This is a genomic window from Ralstonia sp. AU12-08 (assembly GCF_000442475.1).
In the GTDB taxonomy this organism is placed as follows: Bacteria; Pseudomonadota; Gammaproteobacteria; order Burkholderiales; family Burkholderiaceae; genus Ralstonia; species Ralstonia insidiosa.
This window is the reverse complement of sequence record NZ_ASZV01000017.1, coordinates 18,504-35,909: the sequence shown is the minus strand read 5'-3', so window position 1 is coordinate 35,909 and position 17,406 is coordinate 18,504. Positions and strand designations below refer to the sequence as shown.

Genomic DNA, 17,406 nt, shown 5'->3' with positions numbered 1-17,406 from the left:
CCCCCGGGCGTCGCTTAGTGAGTGACGACGCCAGCAGCAGGCGAGGCGGCTTCCGAGGCCGCCTTGGCCTGCTGGAGATGCGCCCCGCTAAATTGCATCTCCGAATACTTCACAAACCGCGTCTTGAACTTCCAGCGGTATCCCAGCCAGATCGCCACAAACAGAAACACCCCGCAGTACGTCGCAACGAAGGGGCCAAAATTGTCGATCGGTGCAAACAGCGCTTTGGTGTTCTGCCCAAGGATGATCACCACACACAGGATCGCCACCATGATCGGCCCGAACGGGAAGAACGGCGACCGATACGCCAACTGATCCAGCGAATGCCCCTGGCTCGTGAACCCCTTGCGGAACCGGTAGTGCGCCACGGCAATGCCAAACCATGCGATGAAGCACGTCACCGCTGACGTGTTCAGCAGCCACAGGTAGACCACCTGATCGCCAAACAGCGAACTGAAGAAGCAGAGCGCCCCCACGGCGGACGTGGCCATCAGTGCCCGGAGTGGCACGCCATCGCCCGACACCTTGGCAAACCAGCGCGGCGCCTGGCCTTCGAGCGACAGGTCATAGAGGATCCGCGTCGATACATACAGGCTCGACGTGCCCGACGACAGCAGTGCGGTTAGCACCACCGCATTCATCATCCCGGCGGCAAATGCCAGGCCGGCATGCTGGAACACCAGCGTGAACGGGCTCACACCCACATCGGTTGCCTCATTGCGCAGCAGGTTGGGATCGGTATAGGGCAGCAACACACCGATGATCAGGATCGCCAGCACATAGAACAGCAGAATGCGCCAGAACGTCTGGCGAATGGCGCGTGGGATCGTACGAGAGGGGTTCTCCGCTTCACCAGCGGCCACACCCACGGTCTCGACGCCCTGGAACGAAAACCCCGCGATCATGGCTACGCCAATCATTGCAGCGGGGCCGCCCACGAACGGCGCATCGCCCACGGTGAAGTTTTGCCAGCCTGACTGCGGGCCACCTTGCATGATGCCGAAGATCATCGCCAGGCCGATCAGCAGGAATACGACAATCGTCACCACCTTGATCATCGAGAACCAGTATTCCGCCTCGCCAAAACCACGCACGGAGATCGCGTTGAGGCCGAACATCAGCAGCAGGAACGCCGCGCTCCACACCATGCCCGACACGCCCGGAAACCAATACTTCATCACCAGTTGCGCGGCGGCCAGCTCGACGGCCACCGTCACGGCCAACGAGAACCAGTAGTTCCAGCCGAGCGCAAAGCCGAAGCCTTCTTCCACATACAGGCGGCTATAGGTCACGAACGAGCCCGACACTGGCAGATGCACGGCCAGCTCACCCAGGCTCGTCATGAGGCAATACACCATCACGCCGATCAGCGTGTAGGTCAGCAGGGCGCCGCCGGGGCCGGCCGTTGCAATCGACGCGCCGGATGCCACGAACAGGCCCGTGCCGATGGCGCCGCTCAGGGCGATCATCATGATGTGCCGCGAGCGCAGGCGTCGGCGCAGTTCGGATTGGGCTTCGAGGCCGGTCGGGGTAATCGGTGTGTGCATAGGGGATGCGCCGGGGTGGGGCGCGCAAATGAAAACGCCTGCCGAGTGCGATGCAAACGGCAGGCGAGGCAAATGTTATTGCTGCGTGCCGGACACGCGGGTGGCGATGGTCGGCAGTTCGGGGCCAGGGTCCTGGCCTGCCAGCGGATCGCGCGTCACGGGCGGGCGCGGGAAGTGCATGTCCTGGTAGCGGACAATGCCGCCACCGCGCACCAGCCGGTAGCCAATCCAGATCAGGAAGAAGATTGGAATGCCGATGTACGTGGCAATCACCGCGGGCCAGTCGATCGTGCCGCTGGTGAATGCTTGGTAGTTCTGGCCGAGCGTAATGACCAGGCACAGCCCGAACGCGAACAGCGGGCCATACGGGAAGAACTTCGAGCGATACGGCAACTGCGCCGGATCATGCCCCTGCGCCACCAGCCCCTTGCGGAAGCGATAGTGGCTGATGGCAATGCCCAGCCACGCCACGAAGCCAGTCATGCCCGAGGTATTCAGCAGCCACAGATAAACGGTTTTGTCGCCATACAGCGAGCTGAGGAAACACAGCGCGCCCACAGCGGTCGTTGCCAGCAGCGCATTGCGCGGCACACCGTTCTTCGTGAGTTGCGCAAAGATGCGCGGCGCGCGGCCTTCGGTGGCCAGGTTGTAGAGCATGCGCGTGGATGCATACATGCCCGAATTGCCCGCCGACAGCACGGCGGTCAGGATCACCGCGTTCATCAGCCCGGCCGCAAACGCCAGACCGGCATGCTTGAACACCAGCGTGAACGGGCTCACGCCAATGTTGGTGACTTCTGTCGAGAGCAGATTCGGATCGGTGTACGGCACCAGTACACCAATGATGAAGATGGCCAGCACATAGAACAGCAGGATGCGCCAGAACACTTGCTTGACTGCCCGCGGAATCGTGCGCGCCGGGTCAGCCGATTCGCCTGCTGCCACGCCGATCAGCTCCGTCCCTTGGAACGAGAACCCCGCGATCATCGCCACGCCGATCATCGCCGGCAGCCCGCCCACGAACGGCGCATCGCCCAGCGTCAGGTTCTGAAGGCCCGATTGCGGACCGCCCTTCATGATCCCGAAGATCATCGCCAGGCCAATACCGATGAAGAAGATGACGGTGACGACCTTGATGAGCGCGAACCAGTATTCCGCCTCGCCAAAGCCCCGTACGGAGATGGCGTTGAGCAGGAACATGATGAGGAGGAACACCGCACTCCACAGCACCCCCGGCACATCCGGGAACCAGTAGTGCATGACGAGCTGCGCGGCCGCCAGTTCCACCGCAATGGTCACCGCCCAGTTGTACCAATAGTTCCAGCCCAGCGCGAAGCCGAAGCCTTCATCGACATACAGCGCGCCGTAGGTGGCAAACGAGCCCGAGACTGGCATGTAGGCGGCAAGCTCGCCCAGGCTGGTCATCAGGAAGTAGACCATGACCCCGATCAGGATGTAGGCGGCGAGTGCGCCACCGGGGCCCGCTTGCGAGACCGTCGCGCCCGAGGCCACGAACAGCCCGGTACCGATCGATCCGCCAATGGCGATCATGGTGAGATGGCGCGCGCGCAATGTGCGGCGCAAGCCCGGCGTCTCTGTGGACGGGGTAGCGTGTTCTGACATGGATACAGAGTGGACGACTCCACTCGGATCGCGAATGGAATCGACGAAATGTGACGAGACGTCCCCGCGCCTGATGGGCACCCAGCGGACGAAATGCGCGACTCTATCAAAACCGTCATGTGCCGGGCAAAAAATCGATGCTGCAGCACACGCGTTTGAACCCGCCGCAGCCCGCTTCATGGCCCGCTGGATGGCGCCGTGCAGCGCAAAAATAAAAATTGAACGACCGTGCTATTTTGTGTATTCTGTGTCGAGTCGCGGCCTTACCGCGCGTTAAAAAAACGATACTTGAGAGACAGTTCAACCGCGAGGCACGGTGCGCTGCTTTGGCGTCAATCGAGCCGGCCCTCGCATCACCAAAGGAACCAGCATGACTGCGGAGTACAAGGTCCAAGACGGCGTTGCCGTCATTACGCTCAGCAACCCGCCGGTCAACGGCCTTGGCCATTCCACGCGCCTGGGCATCGTTGAGGGCATGGTCAAGGCTGGTGATGACCCCAGCGTCAAGGCCATTGTGATCACCGGCGCAGGCAAGGCCTTCTCGGGCGGCGCCGATATCCGCGAATTCAACACGCCCAAGGCCACGCAAGAGCCGACGCTGCACGCTGTCATCAAGGCGGTTGAATCGAGCGGCAAGCCGGTCGTCGCGGCCATCCACTCGGTGGCGATGGGCGGCGGGCTGGAACTGGCATTGGGCTGCCACTACCGTGTGGCTGCGCCGGGCGCGCAGATCGCGCTGCCGGAAGTGAAGCTGGGCATTCTGCCGGGCGCCGGCGGTACGCAGCGCCTGCCGCGTGCGATCGGCCTGGAGCCCGCTCTGAACATGATCGTTTCGGGCACCGCCATTCCGTCGGAAAAGCTGGCCAAGAGCGGCTTGTTCGACCAGATGGTCGAAGGCGACCTGATGGCCGGCGCCATCGACTTTGCGCTCAAGGCCGCTGCCGAGGGCAAGCTGCCGAAGGTGCGTGATCGCAAGATCGAGCACGACAATCCCCAAGGTTTCCTGCAATTCGCCCGCAACACCGTTGCGGCAGTCGCCAAGAACTTCCCGGCACCGGGCAAGTGCGTTGACGCAGTGCAAGCTGCCGTTGAGAAGCGCTTTGACGACGGCATCAAGTTCGAGCGTGACCTGTTCATCGAACTGGTGAATACCAGCGAATCGCGCGCCCTGCGTCACGCCTTCTTCGGCGAGCGTGCTGCCAGCAAGATTCCCGACGTGCCGGAAGACACGCCGGTGCGCAAGGTGGAAAAGGTGGCCGTGATCGGCGCCGGCACCATGGGCGGCGGTATCTCCATGAACTTCCTGAACGCGGGCATTCCGGTCACGATGCTGGAAACCAAGCAGGAAGCGCTGGACCGCGGCGTCGCCACCATCCGCAAGAACTACGAGAACAGCGCCAAGAAGGGCAAGCTGACGCAGGAGAAGGTCGAGCAACGCATGGCGCTCCTGACCCCGACGCTCTCGTACGACGACATCAAGGACGCCGACCTCGTCATCGAGGCCGTGTTTGAAGAAATGGGCGTCAAGGAAGTCGTGTTCAAGAAGCTGGACGAAGTCGTCAAGCAAGGTGCAATTCTGGCGTCGAACACGTCCACGCTGGACGTGGACAAGATCGCCAGCTTTACCAAGCGCCCGCAAGACGTGGTCGGCATGCACTTCTTCAGCCCGGCCAACGTGATGAAGCTGCTGGAAGTGGTGCGCGGCAAGGACACCGCCAAGGACGTGCTGGCGACCGTCATGAAGCTCGCCAAGGCCATCAAGAAGACGGCGGTCGTTTCCGGCGTGTGCGATGGCTTCATCGGCAACCGCATGATCGAGCAATACAGCCGCCAGGCCGGCTACCTGCTGGACGAAGGCGCGCTGCCGGAACAAGTCGACAAGGCTATCGAGAAGTTCGGCTTTGCCATGGGCCCGTTCCGCATGGGCGACCTGGCCGGCAACGACATCGGCTGGGCCATCCGCAAGCGCCGCGCCGTGGACAAGCCAGACATCGCCTACTCCAAGACGGCCGACCTGCTGTGCGAAATGGGCCGCTTCGGCCAGAAGACGGGCGGCGGCTGGTACGACTACAAGCCGGGCGACCGCAAGCCGTACCCGAACCAGCAAGTCAACGACATGATCGTCCAGCACTCGAAGGACCTGGGCATCACGCGCCGCAAGATCTCGGATGAAGAGATCGTCGAGCGCCTGGTGTTCGCGCTGGTGAACGAAGGCGCAAAGATCCTGGAAGAGGGCATTGCCTCCAAGGCGTCGGACATCGACATGGTCTACCTGACCGGCTACGGCTTCCCGCTGTTCCGCGGTGGCCCGATGCTCTACGCAGACACCGTCGGCCTGTACAACGTCGCGCAGACCATGCACCGCTACAGCAAGGGCTACCACGGTGAAGCGTGGAAGGTCGCGCCGCTGCTGCAGAAGCTGGCCGATGAAGGCAAGGGCTTTAACGGTTAATGCGCGGCTAATCAACCAAGCGACTGAGCCGCCATGCAACTCACGCCCACCGACTGCCTGCTGATCATCGACGTGCAGAACGATTTTCTGCCCGGCGGTGCGCTGGCGGTGCCGGACGGCGACCAGGTCATCCCGGCCGTCAACCGGCTCGCCAAGGCATTCGGGCCGCTTGCGCGAACCGTGCTGACGCAGGACTGGCACCCGCGCGAGCATGTGTCGTTCGCAGTCAATCACCCCGGTAAGCAGCCGTTCGGCACCATCGATTTGCCGTACGGCCAGCAGGTACTGTGGCCGGTGCACTGCGTGCAACACGGCACCGGTGCCGCGCTGGCCGATCGGCTGGACGTGCCGTATGCGCAGTTGATCGTCCGCAAGGGCTATCACCCGCACATCGACAGCTACTCCGCGTTTTTTGAAGCGGATCGCAAGACGCCGACGGGTCTGCTGGGCTACCTGCGCGAGCTTGGGATTAAGCGCGTGTTCTGCGTCGGGCTGGCCACGGACTTTTGTGTGGCGTGGTCAGCGCTGGATGCGCGGGCGGCGGGGCTGGACGTGGCTGTCATCGAGGATGCTTGCCGCGCGATTGACCTGAATGGGTCGCTTGCGCAGGCGTGGCAGCGCATGACGGATGCGGGCATCGCACGGTTGCAGTCGCACGAGATTCTGAACGGATAACAGAGATACCGGGCGCCTGCCGATGCAGCGCGCCTCCACCAGATACGAGGAGCAACACCATGACCGAAGCAGTCATCGTTTCCACCGCACGTACGGGCCTGGCCAAGAGCTGGAAGGGCGCCTTCAACATGACGCATGGCGCCACGCTGGGCGGCCATGCAGTCCAGCACGCCATCGAGCGCGCCAAGATCGAGCCGGGTGAAGTCGAAGACATCCTGATGGGCTGCGCGAACCCGGAAGGCGCGACCGGCGCCAACATCGCCCGTCAGATCGCCCTGCGTGCCGGCTGCCCCGTGACCGTGCCGGGCGCGACCGTCAACCGCTTCTGCTCGTCGGGCCTGCAGACCATCGCCATGGCCGCGCAGCGCGTGATTGCCGATGAAGGCGATATCTTCGTGGCCGGCGGTGTGGAGTCCATCTCGTGCGTGCAGCAAGAGATGAACCACCACATGCTGCAAGAAGGCTGGCTGCGCAAGCACAAGCCCGAGATCTACTGGAGCATGCTCCAGACCGCCGAGAACGTCGCCAAGCGCTACAACATCGCCAAGGAGCGCATGGACGAATACGGCGTGCAGAGCCAGCAGCGCGCTGCCGCTGCCGCCGCCGCCGGCAAGTTCAACGACGAAATCGTGCCGATGACGACGGTGATGGGCGTGGCCGATGCCAAGACAGGCCAGCTCATGACGCGTGAAGTCACGATCTCGGCTGACGAAGGTATCCGTGCCGATACGACGCTGGAAGGCGTGTCGAAAATCCGCACCGCCATGCCGGGTGGCGTGATCACGGCCGGCAACGCCAGCCAGTTCTCCGACGGCGCATCGGCAGCCGTGGTGATGAACGGCAAGGTGGCCGCTGCCAAGGGCCTGCAGCCGCTGGGCGTGTTCCGTGGCTTTGCTGTGGCCGGTTGCGAGCCGGATGAAATGGGCATCGGCCCGGTGTTTGCCGTGCCCAAGCTGCTCAAGAAGGCCGGCCTGAAGGTCGAAGACATCGGCCTGTGGGAACTGAACGAAGCGTTTGCCGTGCAAGTGCTGTACTGCGCTGACAAGCTCGGCATCCCCATGGACCGTCTGAACGTCAACGGCGGCGCCATCGCCGTGGGCCACCCGTACGGCGTGTCGGGCGCACGCCTGGTCGGCCACGCGCTGATCGAAGGCAAGCGCCGCGGCGTCAAGTACGTGGTCGTGACCATGTGCATCGGCGGCGGCCAAGGCGCTGCCGGGCTGTTCGAGGTACTCTAAAGAGACACAGGCTCCCACCAAAAACGGGAGCCTGTTTTCTTTGGACGGGAACGTCCCCACTAGGCTCCAACCCACGCATTCCAATGGTTTGGCCGTTGACGTTCCTGCCCTTGATGGCGCCTTGAATTTCCGTAAACGGGCGGAAACAAGACGGGAAACTGTCTGAGCGAAGCGAGTTTTTCCCGTCTCCGCCCGGTTACGGAAATTCAAGAAATCTTTCGCCATCTCGGGCGCGCATTTCTTTGCTTACTTTCTTTGGGCAAGACCAAAGAAAGTGAGTCAGCCCCGGCAGGGGATGAAACAAGGGATGGACCACAAAACATCATGTCTTCTCTGCTGCTGTCGCGCCGCGACCTGAACTTCCTGCTCTACGAATGGCTCAACGTCGAGTCACTCACAAGCATTCCCCGTTACGCCGACCACTCCCGCGAAACCTTCGACGCCGCGCTCGATACCTGCGAGCGCATCGCAACGGACCTCTTCGCCCCGCACAACAAGAAAAACGACCAGCAGGAGCCGCATTTCGACGGCACCTCGGTCCACATCATTCCCGAAGTGAAGATCGCGCTGGACGCCTTCAACAAGGCCGGCCTGATGGCCGCCGGGCAAGACTTCGAGCGTGGCGGCATGCAACTGCCGACCGTGGTGGAGAAGGCCGGCTTCGGCTTCTTCAAGGCTGCCAACGTCGGCACCAGCTCATACCCATTCCTCACCATCGGCAACGCGAACCTGCTGCTCGCCCACGGTACGCCCGCGCAGATCGAAACGTTCGTGCAGCCTGAGATGGAAGGCCGCTTCTACGGCACGATGTGCCTGTCGGAGCCGCAGGCGGGTTCGTCGCTGTCGGACATCGTCACGCGCGCTGAGTACGAAGGCGAATCGCCGCTGGGCCAGCAATATCGACTGACCGGCAACAAGATGTGGATCTCCGCCGGCGAGCACGAACTGTCGGACAACATCGTCCACCTCGTGCTGGCGAAGATCCCCGGCCCGGACGGCAAGCTGATTCCGGGCGTGAAGGGTATCTCGCTCTTCATCGTGCCCAAGTTCCTCGTCAATGCAGATGGCTCACTGGGTGAGCGCAACGACGTGGTGCTGGCCGGCCTGAACCACAAGATGGGCTATCGCGGCACAACCAACTGCTTGCTCAACTTTGGCGAAGGCACGCAATTCCGCCCGAAAGGGGCAGATGGCCAGCCGCGCGCCGGCGCCATCGGCTACCTCGTCGGCGAGCCGCACAAGGGCCTCGCCTGCATGTTCCACATGATGAACGAGGCGCGCATCGGCGTCGGCATGGGCGCGACGATGTTGGGCTACACCGGCTACCTGCATGCGGTGGATTACGCGCGTAATCGCCCGCAGGGTCGCCCGATTGGTCCGTCAGGCAAGGATGCGGCGTCCCCGCAAATCTGCATCGTCGATCATGCTGACGTGCGCCGCATGCTGCTGGCCCAGAAAGCGTACGTGGAAGGCGCGCTCGGCCTGAATCTGTATTGCGCCAAGCTCGTCGATGAAGAGCGCGGTGAAACGGATGCCGCCAAGCGCGCCAAGCTCGGGCTGCTGCTCGACATCCTCACGCCCATCGCCAAGAGCTGGCCGTCGCAGTGGTGCCTGGAGGCCAACAGCCTGGCGATCCAGGTACACGGCGGCTACGGCTACACGCGCGAGTACAACGTCGAACAGTTCTACCGCGACAACCGCCTGAACCCGATCCACGAAGGCACGCACGGCATTCAGGGTCTGGACCTGCTTGGCCGCAAGGTTGTAATGCAGGACGGCGCCGCCTTCACCGCACTCGGCGAGCGCGTACAGGCCACGGTCGGTCGTGCGCTGGAGACCGGCGATGAAACGTTGATCAGCTACGGCCGCGCGCTCGGCATGGCCATGCAAAAGCTGGCCAAGGTCACGCAGACGCTGTGGGCCGCTGGCGACCCGCGTGTGACGCTGGCCAATGCGTCGGTCTATCTGGAAGCCTTCGGCCACGTCGTGGTGGCATGGCTCTGGCTGGAACAGGCGCTGACCGCGGCCAAGGCATTGCCGAACGCCCAGGGCGAGGACGCCGATTTCTACCGCGGCAAGCTGCAAGCCGCACGCTACTTCTTCCAGTGGGAGTTGCCGAAGATCGACCCGCAGATCGCGCTGCTGGGCTCGCTCGACACGACCACGCTGGACATGCAGGACGCTTGGTTCTAACGACACGTCACAACGAAAACGACATAGGAGACACCATGGGTACGCTCAAGCATCTGTTCGATCTTTCCGGCAAGACGGCGCTGATTACTGGCGGTTCGCGCGGGCTTGGCCTGCAGATTGCCGAAGCACTGGGTGAGCAGGGCGCGCGCATCGTGCTGTCGGCGCGCAAGGCCGACGAGCTGAAAGATGCGCAGGCGCATCTGAAGTCGCTCGGTATCGAAGCCGACTGGATTGCCGCCGACGGCGCGGTCGAAGCCGACATCCAGCGCCTGGCTGACGAGGCGCTGGCCAAACTGGGCCACATCGACATTCTCGTCAACAACGCGGGTGCGACGTGGGGCGCTCCGGCCGAAGATCATCCGGTTGAGGCGTGGGACAAGGTGATGAACCTGAACATCCGTGGCTTGTTCCTGCTCACGCAGCAGATCGGCAAGCGTTCGATGATCCCGCGCAAGTACGGGAAGATCGTCAACGTGGCATCGATTGCCGGCCTGAAGGGCAACCCTCCGGGTTCGCTCGACACGATTGCCTACAACACCAGCAAGGGCGCGGTGGTCAACTTCACGCGCGCATTGGCCGGCGAATGGGGCGAGCACGGCATCACCGTCAACGCCATCGCCCCGGGCTTCTTCCCGTCGAAGATGACGCGCGGTTCGCTGGAAAAGCTGGGCGTCGACAAGCTGACCGAGAAGTCGCCGCTGCATCGCATTGGCGATGACGAAGACCTGAAGGGCGTGGCCGCGCTGTTCGCATCGGATGCGTCCAAGCACATCACCGGACAGATCCTGGCCGTCGACGGCGGCGTGAGCGTGGTCTAATTTCGGCTGCTTTCCACTCTTTTGAACGCAGCATGAGCGCAGACAACAACGGTTTTCCGATCGACATTCCTTTCCTGAAACTCATCGACATGCGCTGCCTGAAGGCGGCGGATGGTGAGGGCATCGTCGAGCTGACGCTGGAAGATCGCCACATGAACAGCTGGGAGATGGCCCACGGCGGCGTGACCATGACGATGCTCGATGTGGCAATGGCGATGGCCGGCCGCTCGGCTGACGTGCACGGTCGCGGCGTGGTGACGATTGAGATGAAGACAGCGTTCATGCAGCCCGGGCGCGGCACGCTCAAGGCCAGTGCGCGCTGCGTGCATCAGTCCACCACTATGGCGTTCTGCGAAGGCGAGGTGAGGGACGATACCGGCAAGCTGGTCGCCCGCGGCTCGGGCACGTTCAAGTTCGTCAAGCGCATGCCGCCGCCGCGTACGCCCGAATTGGACACATCAGCAGGCGCGGACGGCTGATCACAGAGGTTGCAGTTGCAGTACCCAGTTGCACACCCCAGGCCCGGGGGCCTGGACAACAAGAAAAGCAATCACGGAGACAACCATGCAACAACCCGCACGGCGAACGGCGTCTGCCCTTGCCATCACTCTGCTTTGCTGCACCGGATTGATCATGACCCTGGAAGGATGCGCCTCGAATTCTGCGCCGGCCGCTGCGCCCGCTGCTGACGCCCAAACCACCGTACAGGCACCGCCCGCACCGAAGCCCCCCATGCAGAAGCCGCTCACCGCGGACGAGTCCGACCCGAACAAGATGGGCTGGATGCAGGGCTTCCCGCCGCCGCCCGATCGCATCATCCGCTTTGACCTGGCGGGCAACATGTTCCCGCGCACGCGCTATGGCTTCAGCCATGTGCGTGAGTTCGTACCGACACGCGCGGTCTGGCACGGCGATGGCCCGGTCAGCAAGCTGCCGCGCGCTGAACGCGATATCAACGGCGTGCTGTTCACCGACCCTGAGGGCGTGCGCCGCACTTTTGCCGAAGCCCTGAAGCTGACATACACCGACGGCATTCTCGTCATGCACAAGGGTAAGGTGGTGTATGAGCGCTACTTTGGCGCGCTCGATGCACACACCCAGCACATTGCCATGTCGGTCACGAAATCGTTTGTCGGCACGCTGGCCGCCATGCTGGTGGCCGACGGCAAGCTCGATCCCGCCGCGCCCGTCACGCAATACGTGCCGGAACTCAAAGACAGTGCGTATAGCGACGCCACCGTGCGCCAGGTCATGGACATGACCATCGGCGTGCGCTATTCCGAAAACTACGCCGACCCGAACGCCGATGTCTGGGCCTACGCCCGTGCCGGCGGCATGCTGCCGCGCCCGGCGGGCTACAAAGGACCGGATAACTTCTACGACTATCTCGTCACACTGAAGAAGGAAGGCGAGCATGACGCAGCGTTTTCGTACAAGACCGTCAACGCAGAAGTCCTGGCCTGGATTGTCCGTCGCGCATCCAACAAATCATTGGCCGCGCTGCTGTCTGAGCGTATCTGGCAACCGATGGGGGCAGAGAACGATGCGTACTTTGGGGTGGACAGTATCGGCACCGAATCCGGTGGCGGTGGCCTGAACACCACGCTGCGTGATCTGGCCCGTTTTGGCGAGATGATCCGCAACGACGGCCGCTTCAACGGCCGCCAGATCCTGCCCAAGAGCGTGATCGACGACATCCGCCGTGGTGGCGACCCTGCCAAGTTTGCCAAGGCCGGCTACGCCACACTGCCGGGCTGGTCGTACCGCAATATGTGGTGGATCTCGAACAATGCCCACCACGCTTTTGAGGCGCGCGGCATCCATGGTCAGGCGATCTATATTGATCCGGAGGCCCAGATGACGGTCGTGCGCTATGCCTCGCACCCCATCGCCGCCAATGGCGCCAACGATCCGATCACGCTGCCGGCCTTTGCTGCGCTGGCGGATTTCCTCATGCATCAGAAGTGACCCATTCGCATACCTAGGAGTGTTTTTCATGTCGAAGACTTATCAGCGCATCGTTCTGGCGTCCCGTCCGCAAGGTGCCGTGACGCCGGACAACTTCCGCCTAGAGACGGCCGACATCCCCGAACTGCAGGACGGCCAGGTGCTGGTGCGCAACCATTTCCTGTCGCTCGATCCGTACATGCGCGGCCGCATGAACGACAGCAAGTCGTATGCGCAGCCGCAGCCGCTGGATGAAGTGATGATCGGTGGGACGGTGGGCGTGGTGGAAGCCTCGAAGAACCCGTCGTTTGCCGTGGGCGACAACGTGGTCGGCATGTTCGGCTGGCAGGAAGTGGGGGTGTCCGACGGGCGTGGCATTCAGAAGGTGGATACGCGCCATATTCCGCTGTCGGCGTATCTGGGTTCAGTGGGCATGCCGGGCGTGACGGCGTGGTACGGCCTGAACAAGATCATGCTGCCCAAGCCCGGCCAGACCGTGGCGGTGAGCGCCGCATCGGGCGCCGTGGGCAGCGTGGTCGGCCAGCTTGCGAAGCTCAAGGGCTGCCGCGCCGTGGGCTTTGCCGGCGGCAAGGACAAGTGCGACTACGTGGTCAACGAGCTGGGCTTTGATGCCTGCATCGACTACAAGGCCGCCAAGGACCCGAAGGAGCTGTACCAGATGCTCAAGGCTGCCACGCCGGACGGTATCGACTCGTACTTCGAGAACGTTGGAGGCCCGATTTTGGATGCGGTGCTGTCGCGCATGAACGCGTTCGGCCGCATTGCCATGTGCGGCATGATCGCCGGCTACGACGGCCAGCCGTTGCCGCTGCAGAACCCGCAACTGATCCTGGTGTCGCGCCTGACCATCGAAGGTTTCATCGTCTCCGAGCATATGGACGTGTGGCCGGAAGCACTGCGCGAGCTTGGCGGCTTCGTGGCGCAAGGCAAGCTGAAGTTCCGCGAGAGCGTGGCAGACGGTCTGGCAAGTGCGCCGGAAGCCTTCATTGGCCTGCTCAAGGGCAAGAACTTCGGCAAGCAACTCGTGAAGCTGGTCTGACGTTTTAACGTCGATGTGCGGACTGTCAATCGCTTGACAGTCCGCGGTGTGAGGGCCACCACAGAATGGCTCCACCCACAACGACTGCGTGAAGGAGACACCATGAACGCACCCGACACCGCACACGCTAAGCGGCCCGAAGACATGACCAGCAACCTCAGTCCCGAGGCCGCTGCCCGTTATCGCAACCTGCCGCGCCCGCCGCAGTTCGCCACCGTTGCCGAAGAGCGCCTGCATCGTAAGCAGCGTCTGGCAGCGGCGTTCCGCCTGTTCTCCAAATTCGGTTTCGACGAAGGTGTGGCCGGGCACATCACTGCACGCGACCCGGAGCACCAGGACAGCTTCTGGGTCAACCCGTTCGGCGTGCATTTCAGCCAGGTGACGGTGTCGAACCTGATCCGCTGCGATCACCATGGCAACGTGGTCGAGGGCGACTACCCGGTCAACGCAGCGGCGTTTGCCATTCACTCGCGGGTGCATGGTGCACGGCCGGATGCCGTCGCCGCAGCGCACTCGCACAGCACGTACGGGCGCGCATGGTCGACGCTCGGCCGCAAGCTCGATCCGCTCACACAGGACGTGTGCGCCTTCTATGGCGACCATGCGGTGTATGACGATTTCGGCGGCGTGGTCGTTGAGCTGGACGAAGGCCAGCGCATTGCCGAGGCACTCGGCAACAACAAGGCCGCCATCCTGCAGAACCACGGCCTGCTGACCGTCGGCAAGACGGTCGACGAGGCGGCCTGGTGGTTCATCACCATGGAACGCTCCTGCCAGGTGCAGTTGCTGGCCGAAGCTGCAGCCGCACGCACCGGCGAGGCACCGCGCACGATTTCCGACACCGCCGCGCGACAGGCGTATTCCATCGTCGGCTCGGCGCAGGCAGGGTGGTTCCAGTTCCAGCCGCTGTACGCGCGCATCGTCAAAGAACAACCCGATCTGCTCGACTGATCGGTTCTCAACACCTGGAGCATCCATGACGGACTTGATCCTGCATCACTACGCCACCTCGCCGTTTTCAGAGAAGGTGCGGTTGATCCTCGGCTACAAAGACCAGCCGTGGAAGTCCGTCACGGTGCCCGTGATTTTGCCCAAGCCGGACGTGATGCCGCTCACCGGCGGCTACCGGCGCACGCCGTTCCTGCAGATCGGCGCAGATATCTACTGCGATACCGCGTTGATCGCGCAGGTACTGGAGTCGATTCATCCGCTGCCCAGGCTCGTGCCGTCCGAGCATGCGGCAGCGGTGTTTGCCGTGGCGCAATGGGCGGATACGACGCTGTTCTGGGCGTCAGCCACCTTTGTCATGCAGCCTGCGGGTTTTCAGAGTCTGTTCGGCGGCATGCCTGAGGAGTTCGTCAAGGCTTTCGTGGAAGATCGCAAGGCCATGCGCGCGGGCGGCACCGGCCTGCGCACGCCGCCGCAGGAGGCCGCGTCGACGCTGCATGTCTTCCTCGCGCAACTGGAGCGGCAATTCGCCTCCGGTGAGCACATCTTCCTGTTCGGTGAACAGCCGACCGTGGCGGATTTCTCCGTCTACCACTGCCTGTGGTTCATCCGCCGTGCGACGGGCGTGGCGGGCATTCTGGACGCGCATCCGGAGGTCGTGGCGTGGATGCATCGCATCGCCGCGTTTGGGCACTCACAGGCCCAGCCGATGACGCCGGCGGAAGCGCTGGACGTTGCCCGCGCCGCCACACCGCACGCGCTGACCGAGCCGAACGCGCCATTCGACGATCGCTACGGCTTGCCCAAGGGCACACGCGTAACGGTGGCCGCAGTCGACTACGGCGTTGACCCGATCGAAGGCGAGTTGATCGTCTCCACCCGCGACACGGTGGGCGTGCTGCGTGAAGACGCACGCGTTGGCCAGGTGGTGGTGCATTTCCCGCGCGTGGGTTACGCCGTGCGCAAGGTTGAAGCGGCCGGCTAAGGGGCTTGCTGTTTCTATCATCCTTCATGACAACAACACGAGAGAGACACGTATGAAGCAATTCGCAGGCGGCGTGGCCGTCATCACGGGTGGTGCGTCGGGTTTCGGCAAAGAGTTCGCCAAGAACGCCGCCGGGTTGGGCATGAAGCTGGTGCTGGCCGATATCCAGCAGGACGCCCTGGATGCCGCAGTGGCTGAGTTTGCGGCGCAGGGCGTCGAAGTCATCGGCCTGCGCGTTGACGTGTCGAAGGTGGAAGACGTCCAGGCGCTGGCCGATGCCGCCATCAAGACGTTCGGTAAGGTCAACCTGCTGTTCAACAACGCAGGCGTGGGCGCTGGCGGCCTGATCTGGGAGAACACCGAGCGCGACTGGGATTGGGTGCTCGGAGTGAACCTGCATGGCGTGATCCACGGTGTGCGCATCTTCACGCCGCTGATGCTGGCAGCTGCGAAGAAAGACCCGTCGTACGAGGGCCATATCATCAATACGGCATCGATGGCCGGGCTGCTGAATGCGCCGGCCATGGGCATCTACAACGTGTCCAAGCACGCGGTGGTGGCGTTGTCTGAATCGCTGTATCAGGATTTGAGCCTGGTGACGGAACAGATTCATTGCTCGGTGCTGTGCCCGTACTTTGTGCCGACGGGCATTACGAAGTCACACCGCAATCGCCCGCAGGACCTTGCCAATACGGCGCCGCCCACGAAATCGCAGCTTGTGTCGCAAGCCATGTCGGACAAGGCGGTCAGCTCCGGCAAGGTGACGGCGGAGCAGGTCGGCCAGATGACGTTTGATGCGATTCGCGATGCGAGCTTCTACATCTACTCGCACCCGCATGCGCTGGCACCAGTGCAGCATCGTTTTGAAGACATCATTTCGCAGCGTAATCCGTCAGACCCGTTCGAGGGCAAGCCGGACGTGCGCGCACGTCTGGTGGATGCACTGCGCGACTAATGCTCACCCCACGACTCCGGAGCCGCCATGACCGCCACCACTGCAACCGCCATCACTGAATCGCAGTTCGCCGATCTGCCCAACGGCACGCGGCTGCATTACGCCAGCGCCGGCAAGCGCGGTGCGCCGCTGATGCTGTTCGTGCACGGCTTTCCGGAGTTCTGGTACGAGTGGGAAGCACAGCTCGCGGCATTCGGTGATACGCACTTTGCCGTGGCGCCTGATATGCGCGGCTACAACCTGTCGAGCAAGCCAGCGGCGGTGGATGCGTATCGCCCGAAGCTGCTGGTGCAGGATCTAGCGCAGTTCATTACGGCGCTGGGGTATGAGCGCGCCATCGTGGTGGCGCACGACTGGGGCGGGGCGATCTGCTGGAACCTCGCCATCCAACATCCGGAACTGGTTGAGCGATTGGTGATCATCAATTCGCCGCATCCGTGGGTGTTTGCGAATGCGCTGCTGAGTGATCCGGCACAGCAGGCTTCATCTGCGTACATGAACTGGCTACGCCAGCCGGGCTCGGAAGACGCGCTGGCTGCCAACGAGTTCGAGAAGCTGGAAGGCTTCTTTCATGGCATGGGACAGCCGGTGGCCGAGTGGTTTACGCCGGAGGTACGGGCGCGCTATCACGCTGCATGGCGTCAGCCGGGCGAGGGTGGCTCGCATGGCCTCACAGGCGGTGTGAACTACTACCGCGCCTCGCCTTTGCACCCGCCCACGGAAGGCACGGCGCCGCTGCGCATCGATCAGATGCCGCCGGAAGCGTTTGTCGTGAAGATGCCCACGCTGGTGATCTGGGGCGAGATGGACATGGCGCTACCCAAGAGCCTGCTCAACGGGCTGGAGCGCTTCATTCCGGATATGCAGCTCGAACGCATTCCCAATGGCACGCACTGGGTGGTGCACGAGCAGCCGGAGCGCATCACTGCGTTGATCCGGCCGTTCGTTTCGTAACGCGTTCTCAG

At 63.0% G+C, this 17,406-nt stretch carries 14 protein-coding genes; 12 read left to right on the top strand and 2 right to left on the bottom strand.

Going from position 1 to position 17,406, the window contains the following annotated elements:
- Nucleotides 1-14: 14 nt before the first annotated feature.
- On the bottom strand, nt 15-1,547 hold the full coding sequence (locus C404_RS40710) for an amino acid permease (protein ID WP_021194532.1): 1,533 nt from the start codon (nt 1,545-1,547) through the stop codon (nt 15-17).
- A gap of 75 nt (nt 1,548-1,622) precedes the next feature.
- Nucleotides 1,623-3,170, bottom strand: coding sequence for an amino acid permease (locus C404_RS40705; protein ID WP_031329256.1), 1,548 nt, complete (start codon nt 3,168-3,170; stop codon nt 1,623-1,625).
- 370 nt (nt 3,171-3,540) lie between these two features.
- On the opposite strand from C404_RS40705, the gene C404_RS40700 reads away from it, so the two are divergent.
- The 12 genes from C404_RS40700 to C404_RS40645 all read left to right on the top strand — a co-directional run bounded on the left by C404_RS40700 (nt 3,541) and on the right by C404_RS40645 (nt 17,395).
- Nucleotides 3,541-5,622 carry a 3-hydroxyacyl-CoA dehydrogenase NAD-binding domain-containing protein gene (locus C404_RS40700; protein WP_021194530.1) on the top strand — a complete coding sequence of 694 codons (2,082 nt, stop codon included), beginning with the start codon at nt 3,541-3,543 and terminating at the stop codon, nt 5,620-5,622.
- A gap of 33 nt (nt 5,623-5,655) precedes the next feature.
- Nucleotides 5,656-6,297 (top strand): bifunctional nicotinamidase/pyrazinamidase, encoded by a 642-nt coding sequence (gene pncA / locus C404_RS40695; RefSeq protein WP_021194529.1) that lies wholly within the window; start codon nt 5,656-5,658, stop codon nt 6,295-6,297.
- 59 nt (nt 6,298-6,356) lie between these two features.
- Nucleotides 6,357-7,535 carry an acetyl-CoA C-acyltransferase gene (locus tag C404_RS40690; RefSeq protein WP_021194528.1) on the top strand — a complete coding sequence of 393 codons (1,179 nt, stop codon included), beginning with the start codon at nt 6,357-6,359 and terminating at the stop codon, nt 7,533-7,535.
- 324 nt (nt 7,536-7,859) lie between these two features.
- Nucleotides 7,860-9,728 carry an acyl-CoA dehydrogenase gene (locus C404_RS40685; RefSeq protein WP_021194527.1) on the top strand — a complete coding sequence of 623 codons (1,869 nt, stop codon included), beginning with the start codon at nt 7,860-7,862 and terminating at the stop codon, nt 9,726-9,728.
- Nucleotides 9,729-9,763: 35 nt separating this feature from the next.
- Nucleotides 9,764-10,546: an SDR family oxidoreductase gene (locus C404_RS40680; protein WP_021194526.1), complete on the top strand. Its 783-nt coding sequence runs from the start codon at nt 9,764-9,766 to the stop codon at nt 10,544-10,546.
- Between the two features lie 32 nt (nt 10,547-10,578).
- Nucleotides 10,579-11,025, top strand: coding sequence for a PaaI family thioesterase (locus tag C404_RS40675; RefSeq protein WP_021194525.1), 447 nt, complete (start codon nt 10,579-10,581; stop codon nt 11,023-11,025).
- 85 nt (nt 11,026-11,110) lie between these two features.
- On the top strand, nt 11,111-12,514 hold the full coding sequence (locus tag C404_RS40670; protein ID WP_031329255.1) for a serine hydrolase domain-containing protein: 1,404 nt from the start codon (nt 11,111-11,113) through the stop codon (nt 12,512-12,514).
- A 28-nt stretch (nt 12,515-12,542) separates the two neighbouring features.
- Entirely contained in the window at nt 12,543-13,553 is a 1,011-nt protein-coding gene (locus C404_RS40665; RefSeq protein ID WP_021194523.1) for an NADP-dependent oxidoreductase, read from the top strand.
- 102 nt (nt 13,554-13,655) lie between these two features.
- On the top strand, nt 13,656-14,504 hold the full coding sequence (locus C404_RS40660; protein ID WP_021194522.1) for a class II aldolase/adducin family protein: 849 nt from the start codon (nt 13,656-13,658) through the stop codon (nt 14,502-14,504).
- A gap of 25 nt (nt 14,505-14,529) precedes the next feature.
- Entirely contained in the window at nt 14,530-15,486 is a 957-nt protein-coding gene (locus C404_RS40655) for a glutathione S-transferase family protein (protein WP_021194521.1), read from the top strand.
- A 52-nt stretch (nt 15,487-15,538) separates the two neighbouring features.
- The gene (locus C404_RS40650; RefSeq protein WP_021194520.1) at nt 15,539-16,441 is read left to right on the top strand and encodes an SDR family oxidoreductase; all 903 of its coding nucleotides are present in this window, start codon (nt 15,539-15,541) and stop codon (nt 16,439-16,441) included.
- Nucleotides 16,442-16,468: 27 nt separating this feature from the next.
- Nucleotides 16,469-17,395, top strand: coding sequence for an alpha/beta fold hydrolase (locus C404_RS40645; RefSeq protein ID WP_021194519.1), 927 nt, complete (start codon nt 16,469-16,471; stop codon nt 17,393-17,395).
- Nucleotides 17,396-17,406: the final 11 nt, after the last annotated feature.

What these genes read in the sequence shown, in the direction of transcription:
- C404_RS40705 (WP_031329256.1), bottom strand. Translation starts at nt 3,170, where the DNA reads ATGTCAGAACACGCTACCCCGTCCACAGAGACGCCGGGCTTGCGCCGC.
- C404_RS40675 (WP_021194525.1), top strand. Translation starts at nt 10,579, where the DNA reads ATGAGCGCAGACAACAACGGTTTTCCGATCGACATTCCTTTCCTGAAA.
- C404_RS40645 (WP_021194519.1), top strand. Translation starts at nt 16,469, where the DNA reads ATGACCGCCACCACTGCAACCGCCATCACTGAATCGCAGTTCGCCGAT.
- C404_RS40685 (WP_021194527.1), top strand. Translation starts at nt 7,860, where the DNA reads ATGTCTTCTCTGCTGCTGTCGCGCCGCGACCTGAACTTCCTGCTCTAC.
- C404_RS40665 (WP_021194523.1), top strand. Translation starts at nt 12,543, where the DNA reads ATGTCGAAGACTTATCAGCGCATCGTTCTGGCGTCCCGTCCGCAAGGT.
- C404_RS40700 (WP_021194530.1), top strand. Translation starts at nt 3,541, where the DNA reads ATGACTGCGGAGTACAAGGTCCAAGACGGCGTTGCCGTCATTACGCTC.
- C404_RS40680 (WP_021194526.1), top strand. Translation starts at nt 9,764, where the DNA reads ATGGGTACGCTCAAGCATCTGTTCGATCTTTCCGGCAAGACGGCGCTG.
- C404_RS40650 (WP_021194520.1), top strand. Translation starts at nt 15,539, where the DNA reads ATGAAGCAATTCGCAGGCGGCGTGGCCGTCATCACGGGTGGTGCGTCG.
- C404_RS40660 (WP_021194522.1), top strand. Translation starts at nt 13,656, where the DNA reads ATGAACGCACCCGACACCGCACACGCTAAGCGGCCCGAAGACATGACC.
- pncA (WP_021194529.1), top strand. Translation starts at nt 5,656, where the DNA reads ATGCAACTCACGCCCACCGACTGCCTGCTGATCATCGACGTGCAGAAC.
- C404_RS40655 (WP_021194521.1), top strand. Translation starts at nt 14,530, where the DNA reads ATGACGGACTTGATCCTGCATCACTACGCCACCTCGCCGTTTTCAGAG.
- C404_RS40690 (WP_021194528.1), top strand. Translation starts at nt 6,357, where the DNA reads ATGACCGAAGCAGTCATCGTTTCCACCGCACGTACGGGCCTGGCCAAG.
- C404_RS40670 (WP_031329255.1), top strand. Translation starts at nt 11,111, where the DNA reads ATGCAACAACCCGCACGGCGAACGGCGTCTGCCCTTGCCATCACTCTG.
- C404_RS40710 (WP_021194532.1), bottom strand. Translation starts at nt 1,547, where the DNA reads ATGCACACACCGATTACCCCGACCGGCCTCGAAGCCCAATCCGAACTG.